The following is a 12,853-nucleotide window of genomic DNA, read 5'->3' as shown; positions in this document are numbered from 1 at the left end:
CCCCCCCCCCCGCCGGGGAGGCGGTTACTGCATAAAAAAACAAGCCAAGAAGAAGCAGCAAGAAAAACTCAAAGAATCGGCGAAAACAGCCGCGCCACGTGCATCATCATCCGACGCGGAAAGGACGCCTTACGATAGTCGCCAGCATCGATCTCGTAAGCATGAGCGAAGTCCACATCGAGCATAGCCTGGACTTCATGCGCAAAATCGCGATCGACCGTCAAAACAGTAATCTCGAAATTCAACCGAAACGAGCGATTATCAAGATTCGCGCTACCGACCGACGCAGCAATATCGTCCACCAGCACGACCTTCTGATGCAGAAACCCCGGCTTATAGCGAAACACCCGCACGCCAGCCTGCATCAAATCATGCGCATAAAGCTTCGACGCCGCGAACACCACCCGATGATCGCGCCGGCTCGGAATCAGAATCCGCACGTCGATGCCTCGCATCACCGCGAGACGCAGCGCGGAAAACACGGCTTCGTCGGGAATCAGATAGGGCGACGTGATCCAGATGCGTTCGCGCGCCGCGTTGATCGCTTCGACGAAGAATAGCGAGCAGGTTTCCTGCTTGTCGGCCGGGCCGCTCGACAACACCATGCAGTGCATGTTGTCGTCGGACGACGGCGCGAGGCCGAGTTCCGGCAGGCGTTGCGTCGCCCAGTACCAGTCTTCGGTGAAGACGAACTGGATGCTCGCCACGGCCGGTCCACGCACTTCGACATGCGTATCGCGCCACGGCGACAGACGCGGATTGCCGCCGAGATACTCGACGCCCACGTTATGCCCGCCGACGAACGCGCGCTTGCCGTCCACGACCACGATCTTCCGATGATTGCGGAAGTTGATCTGAAACCGGTGCACGAACTTGCGCTTCGCCGCGAACGGATGCGCCTCGACGCCGCCCGCGCGCAACGCGTTCACATAGCGATGCGGCAAATCGAAGCTGCCGATGCTGTCGTAAAGGAAATACACGCGCACGCCTTCGCGCGCTTTCGCGATGAGCTTTTCCTTCAGCAGATCGCCGAGCGAATCGTCGCGCACGATAAAGAATTGCACGACGATATAACGCTCCGCGCCGTCGATCGCCTCCAGTATCGCGGCGAAGGTCGCATCGCCGTTGATCAGCACGCGCACCGAATTGCCGCGCAGAAACGGCATGCCGGACAGACGCTGCAAGGTGCGAATGGTCGGATTGCCGAGATAGGCCGCCGGTCCCGGCGCGATCTCGCCGCGTGCGCCCGAGGAATCGACGATCGCCGTGGCTTCCGGGGAATCGCTGCGCGCGCCCGAATCCCATTCGGCGGGTTTGGAGCGGCTGCGCAGGATATCGAGTTCGAGCCGCCGTTCGTCGATATAGCCGGCGAACTTGCTGCGTCCGAGAAAGAGATAAGGGATGAGCGTGAAGTAGGGCATCGCGACGAGCGACACCGCCCACGCGACCGCGCCCTGCGACGTGCGCGTGTTGATGATGGCGTGGATCGCGGCGATCACGCCGAGCACGTGCGCGGCGATCACGAGCGTGCCGACGTGGAGCCAATCAGATGCTTGCATATGACGCGGACCGTTTCCGATGCCTCGCCGGCGCGCGCCGGCGACGATGCGTCATATTACCGAACCCTTGTGGGCGCGGCGGATTGTGCCATCAGTTGTGACGCTTTCCGCCGCGTGTGCGTGCTTACGCAGGCAATTACGCAGGTTACGCAGGCAAGTCCGCTGCCTGAATGAGGAACACGTTGTCTTCGCCCGCGCTGGTCGAGAGCCACACGAGATCGAGTCCGCCGAACGCGGCTTCCACATTTGCGCGTTCGTTGCCGATTTCGACGACGAGCACGCCGTCTTCCGTCAGCCACTTGCCCGCTTCGCGGATGATCCGCCGCACGATGTCCATGCCGTCCGCGCCGCCTGCCAGCGCCAGTTCCGGCTCGTGGCGATATTCCTCGGGCAGCGCCTGCATCGCGTCGGCGTTGACGTACGGCGGGTTGGTGATGATCACCTCGTACTTCGCCTCGGGCAGCGGCGCGTACAGATCGCCTTCGTACAGCGTCACGCGATCCTGGAGATCGTAATCGTCGACATTGCGGCGCGCGACGGCGAGGGCATCGGCGGAAATATCGACGGCGTCGATATCGGCGTTCTCGAAAGCCTGCGCCGCGAGAATCGCGAGACAGCCGGAACCGGTGCACAGTTCGAGCACGCGCGTGACGTGATCGGGATCGGCCACATACGGCTGCAAGCCGTCCTGCAACAATTCGCCGATAAACGAACGCGGCACGATCACGCGGTCGTCGACATAGAAACGGCGGCCGTGCATCCACGCTTCCTGCGTGATGTAGGCGGCCGGAATGCGTTCCTTCGCGCGGCGCTCGATCACCTTCATGACGGCGTCGATTTCATCGTCGAGCAGACGCGTGTCGAGGAACGGTTCGAGCGTGTCGAGCGGCAGATGCAGCGTGTGCAGGATCAGATACGCGGCTTCGTCGAACGCGTTGGCCGAGCCGTGGCCGAACGACAGACCGGCTTGCGTGAAGCGCGAAACGCCGAAGCGCAGCAAGTCGCGCACGGTGGAAAAGGGCAGCGCCATAAATAGCTCCTAAGTAATTCGAATGAGTTCAGGCGATCAATTGTTCGAGCACGCGTCGATACACGTTCTTCAGCGGCTCGATAAAGCGCACTTCCACATGCTCGTCGATCTTGTGGATGGTGCCGTTGGGCGGGCCGAATTCGACCACCTGATCGCAAATGTTCGCGATAAAGCGGCCATCGGACGTGCCGCCGGTCGTCGAGAGTTCGGTGCTCACGCCGGTTTCGTCGCGGATCGCTTTTTCGAGCGCATTCGACAGCGCGCCGCGCGGCGTCAGAAACGGCAGGCCGCTGACGATCCATTGCAGGTCGTATTCGAGACCGTGCTTGTCGAGAATGGCGCAGACGCGGCTTTGCAGGCCGTCGACCGTGCTCGCCGTCGAGAAGCGGAAGTTGAACATCAGGTCCGCGTGGCCGGGAATGATATTCGTCGCGCCCGTGCCCGAATGCAGGTTCGACACTTGCCAGGTCGTCGGCGGGAAGTATTCGTTGCCGTCGTCCCATTTTTCGGCGACGAGTTCGGCCAACGCGGGCGCCAGCAGATGCACCGGATTCTTCGCCAGATGCGGATACGCGATATGCCCCTGCACGCCCTTGACGATAAGCTTGCCCGTCATCGAACCGCGCCGGCCGTTTTTGACCATGTCGCCGAGCGTGGCATTGGACGTCGGTTCGCCGACGATGCAGTAATCGAGCCGCGTGCCGCGCGCCTTCAGCGCTTCGACGACTTTCACCGTGCCGTCGGTCGCGGGGCCTTCTTCATCGCTCGTGATGAGAAACGCCAGCGTGCCGCGATGCTCCGGATGCTGCGCCAGAAACTCCTCGCTCGACACGACGAACGCCGCCAGCGACGCCTTCATGTCCGCCGCGCCCCGGCCATAGAGCTTGCCGTCGCGATGCGTCGGCGTGAAGGGCGGCGAGGTCCATTGTTCGAGCGGGCCGGTGGGGACGACATCGGTATGGCCCGCGAAGGCGAGGAGCTTGCCGTTTGCGTCGGTGCCGCGTTTGACGGCCCACAGATTGGTGACGCCGCCCGATTCGATCGTTTCGCAGTCGAAGCCGATGCGCGCGAGGCGTTCGATCATCAGCGCCTGGCAGTTCTGGTCGTCGGGCGTGACGGAGGCGCGTGCGATCAGCGCTTCGGTGAGGGAAAGTGTGCCGGACATGATCGTTTAGTCTGATGCGACAAATGAGGCGATAAAAAATGCCGGCGCTGCGGCCGGCACTCGTAGCGTTCGTGCGATGACCGTCGAGTTCACAGTCATCGCGCGGGATCACGCAAAAAGCGTTTCGTACTGCTCGGCGGAAAAACCGAGCGTCTTCACGCGGCCGTTCACCACGACGACCGGGCGCTTGATGATCGACGGCTTGTGGATCATCAGCGCGATCGCGCCGGAGGTGGTGTCGGCTTCGGCCTTGTGGACATCGAGGCCGCGCCACGTTGTGCCGCGCTTGTTGATGAGCTGATCCAGCGGCACGTCCTTCAGCCAGTCCTGAACCAGCTTTTCGTTCACGCCGGCCTTCTTGAAGTCGTGAAACTCGAACGGCACGCCGTGTTCTTCCAGCCAAACGCGCGCTTTCTTCACGGTGTCGCAGTTCGGAATGCCGTACACGACTGTGGTCTTGGCCAAGATCAGTCGCCTCGCAGCAGTTCGTTCAGGCCGACCTTCGCGCGCGTCTTGGCGTCGACTTTCTTGACGATGACCGCGCAGTACAGGCTGTGCGAGCCGTCCTTCGAAGGCAGATTGCCCGCGACGACCACCGAGCCCGCCGGAATGCGGCCGTACGACACTTCGCCCGTTTCGCGATCGTAAATCTTGGTCGATTGACCGAGATACACGCCCATCGAAATGACCGAGTTTTCTTCGACGATCACGCCTTCCACGACTTCCGAGCGAGCGCCAATAAAGCAGTTGTCTTCGATGATGACCGGATTCGCCTGCAACGGCTCCAGCACGCCGCCGATACCGACGCCGCCCGACAAATGCACGTTCTTGCCGATCTGCGCGCACGAACCGACGGTGGCCCACGTATCGACCATCGTGCCTTCGTCGACGTAAGCGCCGATGTTGGTGTACGACGGCATCAGCACGACGTTCTTCGCGATGAACGAACCGCGACGCGCGATGGCCGGCGGCACCACGCGGAAGCCGCCTGCCGCGAAGTCTTCGGCGGTGTAGCTGGCGAACTTCGAGGGCACCTTGTCATAGAACTGCGAGTAACCGCCCGCGGGCATCGGCGCGTTGTCTTCCAGACGGAACGCCAGCAGCACGGCCTTCTTGAGCCACTGGTTCACGACCCAGTCGCCGTCACGCTTTTCGGCGACGCGCATCTGGCCTTTATCGAGTTGCTCGATGGCGTGCGCGACGGCGTCGCGGACTTCGGCGGGCGCGGCCTTGGGCGACAGATTGGCGCGGTCTTCCCAGGCCTGATCGATGATGCTCTGCAGTTGTTGCGACATAGTGGGTATCGAGGATGGAGAGTTGAACCGGCAGCGTTTGACGTGTTTCAGGCGCCAAGCGTGCGGCAGAATTCGACGATGCGGCGCGCTCCTTCGACACATTCCTCGACTTCGGCGACGAGCGCGATACGCACGAAGCCTTCGCCGGGATTCGTGCCGTGCGCGGTGCGCGCAAGGAAGGAGCCGGGCAGAACCGTCACATTATAGTCGGCGTACAGACGCGCCGCGAACTCGGTGTCCGTCAAGCCGGTGCGCGAAACGTTCGCCCAGAGATAGAACGCGGCGTCGGGCAGACGCACGTCGAGCACTTCGGCGAGCATCGGCGTGACCGTCTTAAATTTTTGCAGATACTTCGCGCGGTTGTCGCGCACGTGCGTTTCGTCCTGCCACGCGATCACGCTCGCGCGCTGAAACACCGTCGACAGCGCCGCGCCGTGATAGGTGCGGTACAGCAGGAACGCCTTGAGGATCGACGCGTCGCCCGCGACGAAACCCGAGCGCATGCCCGGTACGTTCGAGCGCTTCGACAGGCTCGACAGCATGATTAGCCGCTCGAAGCCGCGTCCCAAAAGACGCGCCGCTTCGAGTCCGCCGAGCGGCGGCTTCGTTTCGTCGAAGTAAATCTCCGAGTAACACTCGTCCGATGCGATCACGAAATTGTGCTTGTCCGACAGCGCGAACAGTTCGCGCCAGTCGTCGAGCGTCATCACCGCGCCGGTCGGGTTGCCCGGCGAGCAGACGTAGACCAGTTGCGTGCGCGCCCAGATATCTTCCGGGACGGTCGAATAATCGCAGGCGAAGTTGCGCGCCGGATCGCTATTGACGAAGTAATGCTCCGCGCCCGCGAGCAGCGCCGCGCCTTCGTAGATTTGATAGAACGGGTTCGGACAGAGTACGATGGGCGGTTGCGCCGGATCGGTCGTTCTGTTGTCGATAACGGTTTGTGCGAGCGCAAAAAGCGCTTCCCGCGAGCCGGAAACCGGCAGCACTTCGGTCAGCGGATCGACCGACGGCAAGTGGTAACGCTGCTTCACCCACGCCGCGATCGACTCGCGCAGCGGCTCGCTGCCGAGCGTCGCCGGATACGATGCCATGCCGCCGAGCGAATCGATCACCGCATCGCGGATCAAGGCGGGCGTCGGATGTTTCGGCTCGCCGATGCCGAAGCTGATCGGCTTGACGCCCGCGCGCGGCGTGATGTCCTTGAACAGCACTCGCAGCTTTTCGAACGGATACGACTGGAGTTTCTGGAGAAGTGGATTCACAGCGGCGTGACCGGTAAGCGGATGGCGGTACAAGGCGCGTCGAGGAACAAACAGGATCAAACGCGCGACCAATCTTAAATTATACCGCGCGCCTTTGCTGGACAAGGCGCGGCGGCGGTTTCAGGCAATGAAGAACATTCGAATCTATAAGCTCGACAGAGCACGCAGGCGGAGACACACGGACGGCGGAGCATCGCGATGAACCGTCGTTTCGACAATACATGGCCGACGCTCGCGATCATGGTCGGCGCGTCGGTGTGGGGGCTCGTGTGGTATCCGCTGCGCATGCTCGCCGCGATGGGCCTGACCGGCACCGTCGCCAGCGCGACCACCAGCGGCGCGGCATGCCTGTTCATGCTGGCATGGCGACGCCGCTCGATCCGCACGGTCTCGTGGCACTGGCTGCTGGTCGCGCTCGGGCTGGCGGCGGGCGTGACGAGCATCGGCTTCACGTGGGGCGCGATCCACGGTCAGGTGATGCGCGTGCTCTTGCTGTTCTATCTCACGCCCGCGTGGACCGCGCTGTTTTCGCACTTCATCCTGCGCGACCGTCTGACGGCCGCCGACGCCGCGCTCTCGCTGCTGTCGCTTGCGGGCGCGGTGACGATGCTGTGGTCGCCCGAACTCGGCCTGCCTTTGCCCGCCGATCTCGCCGAATGGGCGGGCCTGATGGGCGGCATGGGCTTTGCGATGAGCAACGTGCTGGTCGTGAAGATCACCCGCACGCTGCCCGCGATGAAACCAGAAATGCGCACCGCCGTGATCTTCGGCGGATCGGCGCTGGTGGCGTCGGTCGTCAGTCTGTTCGAGCCGATGCCCACGCCGCCCGCCGCCTCGCAGCTGGGCATGGTCGCGTTCATCGTGATCGGGCTGGGCGTCGTGCTCGCGACCAACAACATGATCGTGCAGATGGGCCTCGCGCGCGTGCCGGCCAATCGCGCGTCGATCATCATGCTGTTCGAGCTCGTCGTGACCGCGCTGTCGGCATGGCTGTTCGCGGGCGAAGTGCCCGGCGCGCGCGAATGGGCGGGCGGCGCGTGCATCGTGCTCGCGTGCCTGTTGTCGGCGTGGGTGCATCGGCGCATGACGGTGCCCGCGCCGGACCCGGCGGCATCGAACGATCTGCCGGACGATGCATCCAACGACGTAGCCGCAAACGTGTCCGCAAGCAAAAAGAAATCGAGACGTGCGATGGTATGATGGAGTCCGCTCGATGAGCGCGCCGAAACACCACAGCACGCCGCAAGCGTCGAACGCGGTGTCAAGTTAGGGCGTGCCCGGGCATGCGACGAATTCGTGCGACGGGCCGCTGAGCGGCTTGTTTGCTATTCATCCTTCGTAATTCAATTCCAACAGCGATATCGCCGTGCGTCTGACCTCGATAAAACTCGCTGGCTTCAAGTCCTTCGTCGATCCCACGCACTTTCAGGTCCCCGGCCAGCTTGTCGGCGTCGTCGGTCCGAATGGCTGTGGCAAGTCAAACATCATCGATGCCGTGCGCTGGGTGCTCGGCGAATCGCGCGCGTCCGAATTGCGCGGCGAGTCGATGCAGGACGTGATCTTCAACGGGTCGACCGCGCGCAAGCCGGGCAGCCGCGCCAGCGTCGAACTGATCTTCGACAACTCCGAAGGACGCGCCGCCGGCCAGTGGAGCGCCTACGGCGAAATCGCCGTGAAGCGCGTGCTCACGCGCGACGGCACCTCCAGCTACTACATCAACAATCTGCCCGCGCGACGTCGCGACATTCAGGACATCTTCCTCGGCACCGGTCTCGGGCCGCGCGCCTACGCGATCATCGGGCAGGGCATGATCGCGCGGATCATCGAGGCGAAGCCCGAAGAACTGCGCGTGTTCCTCGAAGAAGCGGCGGGTGTGTCGAAGTACAAGGAACGTCGCCGCGAGACGGAAAATCGTCTGCACGATACGCGCGAAAACCTGACGCGCGTCGAGGATATCGTCCGCGAACTGTCGACGAATCTGGAGAAGCTCGAAGCGCAGGCGGTCGTCGCAACGAAGTACAAGGAATTGCAGGCCGACGGCGAAGAGAAGCAGCGTTTGCTGTGGCTCTTGCGCAAGAACGAAGCGGGCAACGAAGCCGAGCGTCAGCAGCGCGCGATCCGCGATGCGCAGGTCGAACTCGAAGCGCAGATCGCGCGTCTGCGCGAAGTCGAAGCGCAACTGGAAACGCTGCGCGTCGCGCACTACAGCGCCAGCGACGCGATGCAGGGCGCGCAAGGCTCGCTCTATGAAGCGAACGCTGAAGTGAGCCGGCTGGAGGCGGAGATCCGCTTTATCGTCGAATCGCGCAGTCGCGTGCAGGCGCAGATCGCCGCATTGACCGCGCAGCGCGAGCAGTGGCAGGCGCAGGCGCAAAAGGCGCGCGACGAAATCGACACCGCATCCGAAGCACTGGCCGAAGGCGAGGAAAAAGCCGCCATCGCGCAGGAAAACGCCGCCGCGAAGCACGATGCGCTGCCCGCGCTCGAAGCTCGCTGGCGCGACGCGCAGGCGCAACTGAACGAAGAACGGGCGGGTATCGCGCAAGCCGAGCAGGCGCTTAAACTGGAAGCAGCGCATCAGCGCAACGCGGATCAGCAGCTTCAGCAATTGCAGCAGCGTCAGGAGCGTCTGAAGAACGAAGCGAAGGATCTCGAAGCGCCCGACGAAGCGCATCTCGAAGACCTGCGCGTGCAGCTCGCCGAGCACGAAGAGATTCAGCGCGAAGCACAGGACCGGCTCGCCGATGCGCAGGAAACCCTGCCGCGTCTCGATGCCGAACGTCGCGAAGCGCAGGAGCGCGTGCAGAAGGAAAGCGCGCAGATCCATCAGCTGGAAGCGCGTTTGTCGGCGTTGAAGGCGCTGCAGGAAAGCGTCCAGACCGAAGGCAAGATTCAGCCGTGGCTCGACAAGCACGAACTCGGCACGTTGCCGCGTCTGTGGAAGAAGCTGCATGTCGAGACGGGCTGGGAAGCCGCGCTCGAATCCGTACTGCGCGAGCGTCTCAACGCGCTCGAAGTCTCGAATCTGGACTGGGTCAAGGCGTTCGCCACCGACGCGCCGCCCGCCAAGCTGGCGTTCTTTTCGCCGCCCGCCGCGGGCAAGCCGGTCGAAGTGCCGCAAGGCTTGCGCGCGCTGCTGTCGCTGGTGCGGATCGACGATCCGGGTCTGCGCGCCGTGCTCAACGAGTGGCTCGGCAACGCCTTCGTCGCGGACGATCTCGCGCAGGCGCTGGCATCGCGCAATCAGTTGCCGGATGGCGGCGCGTTCGTCGTCAAGGCCGGGCATATCGTGACGCGCGTTGGCGTGCAGCTTTACGCGGCCGATTCCGAGCAGTCCGGCATGCTCGCGCGTGCGCAGGAAATCGAGAATCTCGGCAAGCAGGTGCGTGCGCAGGCGTTGCTGTCGGACGAAGCCAAGGCCAACGCCGTGCGCGCGGATGCCGCGCATACGCAAGCCTCGCAAGCGCTTACCGAAGCGCGCGCCGGCGCCGAACGCGCGACTCAACGCGTGCACGCGCTGCAACTGGACGTGCTCAAGCTCACGCAGGCGCACGAAAGCTACAAGCAGCGCAACACGCAGATCGGCGAGGAACTGGAAGAAATCGCCGCGCAGGTCGAGGAACAGCGCGCGCTGCGGGCCGAATCCGAAGCCGCGTTCGAGCATCACGATGGCGAGATCGCGCAGTTGCAGACGCGTTTCGAGGATAACCAGCTCGCGTTCGAATCGCTCGACGAGCAACTCACGGCCGCGCGTCAGGAACTGCGCGAGCTGGAACGCGCCGCCAGCGATGCGGGTTTCGCCGCGCGCGGGCTCGCCGCGAAGATCGAGGAATACAAGCGCAATATCGACACGGCGCACGATCAGAGCGAACAGATCGCGGCCACGCTGGAAGATGCGCGCGCCGAACTCGAGACCATCAACGAGCAGACGGCGCAAACCGGCCTGCAGGATGCGCTCGAAGTGCGCGCCGCGCGCGAGGAAGCGCTGCATGTCGCGCGCGTCGAACTGGACGATCTGACGGCGCGCCTGCGTCAGTCGGACGAGCAGCGTCTGCTGGCGGAGCGCTCGCTGCAGCCCTTGCGCGACAAGATCAACGAATTGCAGTTGAAGGAACAGGCCGCGCGCATCAGCGGCGAACAGTTCGTCGAACAGTTGCAGACGGCGGGCGTCGATGAAGCCGAACTTCAGGCCAAGCTCACGCCGGATATGAAACCTTCGTATCTGCAGGGCGAAGTTACGCGGCTGAATAACGCGATCAATGCGCTCGGCCCGGTGAACATGGCCGCGCTCGAGGAACTCGCGGCGGCGAGCGAGCGCAAGCGCTTCCTCGACGCGCAATCGGCGGATTTGCTCGACGCGATCACCACGCTGGAAGACGCAATCCAGAAGATCGATCAGGAAACGCGCGCGCTGCTGCAAGGCACTTTCGACGAAGTGAACCGACACTTCGGCGAACTGTTCCCGCGTCTGTTCGGCGGTGGCCAGGCCAAACTGATCATGACCGGCGACGAAATTCTCGATGCCGGCGTGCAGGTGATGGCGCAACCGCCCGGCAAGAAGAATTCGACCATTCATCTGCTGTCGGGCGGCGAAAAGGCGCTCACGGCGACCGCGCTGGTGTTCGCGATGTTCCAGTTGAATCCGGCGCCGTTCTGTCTGCTGGACGAGGTGGACGCGCCGCTCGACGACGCCAATACCGAACGTTTCGCGAATCTCGTGCGCGCGATGGCGGCCAAGACGCAGTTCCTGTTCATCTCGCACAACAAGATCGCGATGGAAATGGCGCAGCAGCTGATCGGCGTGACGATGCAGGAGCAGGGCGTGTCGCGCATCGTTGCCGTCGACATGGAATCGGCGGCGGGTTTTGCGCAGAATGGCTGAAGTCGGCGGAAATGCAGCACAAGGTATGAGTGGCACGCCGGACATCGGTCCGGCATAAAAGCAACGCAAGCAGCGCAGGCGGCGGAGTGGCGCGCATAGAACAGGCGACGACGAACGAGCCGGCACGCGGCGGTGCACGCGACAGATCGCGCGGCGCTTAACCTAAAAGAACGATGGAGCGTGCATGGACGAGTTGACACTCGGTTTGATCGGAGCGGGTGCCGTGGTGGTGAGCGGCGTGGTCGTGTACAACGCGTGGCAGAGCGCCAAGGTGCGTCGCAAGATGCCGCGCCCGATGCCCGACGATGCCGCCGATGCGCTCGCGCGTCAGGAGCCGGACGACGAGCATCAGCCGTTTATCGAACCGGTGCGGCAGTCGCGGCCGGTGTCGGGCGGCGGCGATAACGACGACGGTCGCGATACGCGGAACGAGCCACGTAATGAACCTCGCGTCGAGCCGAGTTTCGGCGCATCGAGCGCGGCGACCATCGTGCCGCCGGTCGCGCCCGCCGATACGGCGCTCGATCTGCAAGCCGAAGCGACCTCCGCCGATGGCGCGGCCGCCGAGAACGAACGCATCGAGGAAGACGACGACGCGCACGCCGATCCGGTGATGCCCGCCGCCACGACCATTTCCTCCGTGCCGCCCGCCGCGGTGGACCGGCGTATCGACTGCGTCGTGCCGATTCGGCTCGCCGCGCCGATCGCGGGCGATCGGGTGATTCCGCTCGCGCAAAAGCTGCGTCGCGCGGGCACCAAGCCCGTGACCATCGAAGGCAAGCCGGAAGGCGACAGCGCGTGGGAAATGCCGCGCAGCGGCGTGCGCTACGAAGAACTGCGCGCGGCCGCGCAACTGGCGAACCGCAGCGGCCCGCTCAACGAACTGGAATTCTCCGAATTCGTGACCGGCGCGCAGCGTCTGGCCGACGCCGTCGACGGCGCGCCGGATTTCCCCGACATGATGGAAACCGTCGGCATGGCGCGCGAACTGGACGGCTTCGCCGCGCAGTGCGACGCGCAACTGTCCATCAACATCCTGTCCGACGGCGCGCCGTGGTCGGCGAACTACGTGCAGGCGGTGGCATCGCAGGACGGACTGCTGCTGTCGCGCGACGGCACGCGCTTCGTCAAGCTCGACGCCAAGCAGAATCCCGTCTTCATGCTCCAGTTCGGCGACACCAACTTCCTGCGCGACGACCTCACCTACAAGGGCGGTCAGATGATCACGCTGGTGCTCGACGTGCCCGTCGCCGACGAAGATATCCTCCCGTTCCGTCTGATGTGCGATTACGCCAAATCGCTGTCCGAGCGCATCGGCGCTCGCGTCGTCGACGACCAGCGCCGGCCATTGCCGGAATCGGCGCTGCTCACCATCGAAAAGCAGCTGATGACGCTGTACGCCAAGCTGGAGCAGGCCGGCATGCCCGCCGGATCGCCCGCCACGCGGCGTCTGTTCAGCCAGTGATCCGCGCACGGCGCGCCGCCTGACACGGCGCGCATCGACCACGAAGATCGCGCCCCAGCCGGGGCGCTTTTCTTGTGCGCCCAGCATGGGCGCACTCTTGCGGGTGCAAGTCGCGCGGCAAGTTGACCACAGCGAGCGAAGTGAAGCGCAACTGCGGAAGGGCGACCGACCGTGGGGAGGAAGCGTGGAGCG

Annotated in this window: 9 protein-coding genes; 3 read left to right on the top strand and 6 right to left on the bottom strand. The window is 63.9% G+C overall.

Translation table 11 applies throughout. From position 1 onward, the window contains the following. Positions 1-68: 68 nt before the first annotated feature. From cls to dapC, 6 genes are all read right to left on the bottom strand, one after another. Positions 69-1,559, bottom strand: coding sequence for a cardiolipin synthase (gene cls, locus BVER_RS22105; RefSeq protein WP_050455106.1), 1,491 nt, complete (start codon positions 1,557-1,559; stop codon positions 69-71). Between the two features lie 145 nt (positions 1,560-1,704). Continuing rightward, positions 1,705-2,589: a 50S ribosomal protein L3 N(5)-glutamine methyltransferase gene (gene prmB / locus BVER_RS22100; protein WP_050455105.1), complete on the bottom strand. Its 885-nt coding sequence runs from the start codon at positions 2,587-2,589 to the stop codon at positions 1,705-1,707. A gap of 28 nt (positions 2,590-2,617) precedes the next feature. After that, complete coding sequence (dapE, locus tag BVER_RS22095; protein ID WP_050455104.1) at positions 2,618-3,754, bottom strand: succinyl-diaminopimelate desuccinylase; 1,137 nt, start codon at positions 3,752-3,754, stop codon at positions 2,618-2,620. A 108-nt stretch (positions 3,755-3,862) separates the two neighbouring features. Next, the gene (locus BVER_RS22090) at positions 3,863-4,219 is read right to left on the bottom strand and encodes an arsenate reductase (RefSeq protein ID WP_370444272.1); all 357 of its coding nucleotides are present in this window, start codon (positions 4,217-4,219) and stop codon (positions 3,863-3,865) included. A 2-nt stretch (positions 4,220-4,221) separates the two neighbouring features. Then, positions 4,222-5,049: a 2,3,4,5-tetrahydropyridine-2,6-dicarboxylate N-succinyltransferase gene (gene dapD / locus BVER_RS22085; RefSeq protein WP_050455103.1), complete on the bottom strand. Its 828-nt coding sequence runs from the start codon at positions 5,047-5,049 to the stop codon at positions 4,222-4,224. A gap of 47 nt (positions 5,050-5,096) precedes the next feature. Beyond that, the gene (gene dapC / locus BVER_RS22080) at positions 5,097-6,314 is read right to left on the bottom strand and encodes a succinyldiaminopimelate transaminase (protein ID WP_050455107.1); all 1,218 of its coding nucleotides are present in this window, start codon (positions 6,312-6,314) and stop codon (positions 5,097-5,099) included. Positions 6,315-6,512: 198 nt separating this feature from the next. On the opposite strand from dapC, the gene BVER_RS22075 reads away from it, so the two are divergent. The 3 genes from BVER_RS22075 (at position 6,513) to BVER_RS22065 (ending at position 12,661) form a co-directional block, all read left to right on the top strand. Next, positions 6,513-7,514 (top strand): DMT family transporter, encoded by a 1,002-nt coding sequence (locus tag BVER_RS22075; protein WP_050455102.1) that lies wholly within the window; start codon positions 6,513-6,515, stop codon positions 7,512-7,514. A gap of 166 nt (positions 7,515-7,680) precedes the next feature. Further along, positions 7,681-11,196, top strand: a complete 3,516-nt coding sequence (gene smc, locus BVER_RS22070; RefSeq protein ID WP_050455101.1) for a chromosome segregation protein SMC — start codon at positions 7,681-7,683, stop codon at positions 11,194-11,196. Between the two features lie 184 nt (positions 11,197-11,380). Beyond that, complete coding sequence (locus BVER_RS22065; protein WP_050455100.1) at positions 11,381-12,661, top strand: cell division protein ZipA C-terminal FtsZ-binding domain-containing protein; 1,281 nt, start codon at positions 11,381-11,383, stop codon at positions 12,659-12,661. Positions 12,662-12,853 lie beyond the last annotated feature (192 nt).

Origin of the sequence: Candidatus Burkholderia verschuerenii (assembly GCF_001189365.1) — a bacterium.
In the GTDB taxonomy this organism is placed as follows: Bacteria; Pseudomonadota; Gammaproteobacteria; order Burkholderiales; family Burkholderiaceae; genus Caballeronia; species Caballeronia verschuerenii.
This window is presented reverse-complemented; position numbering and strand designations above follow the sequence as displayed.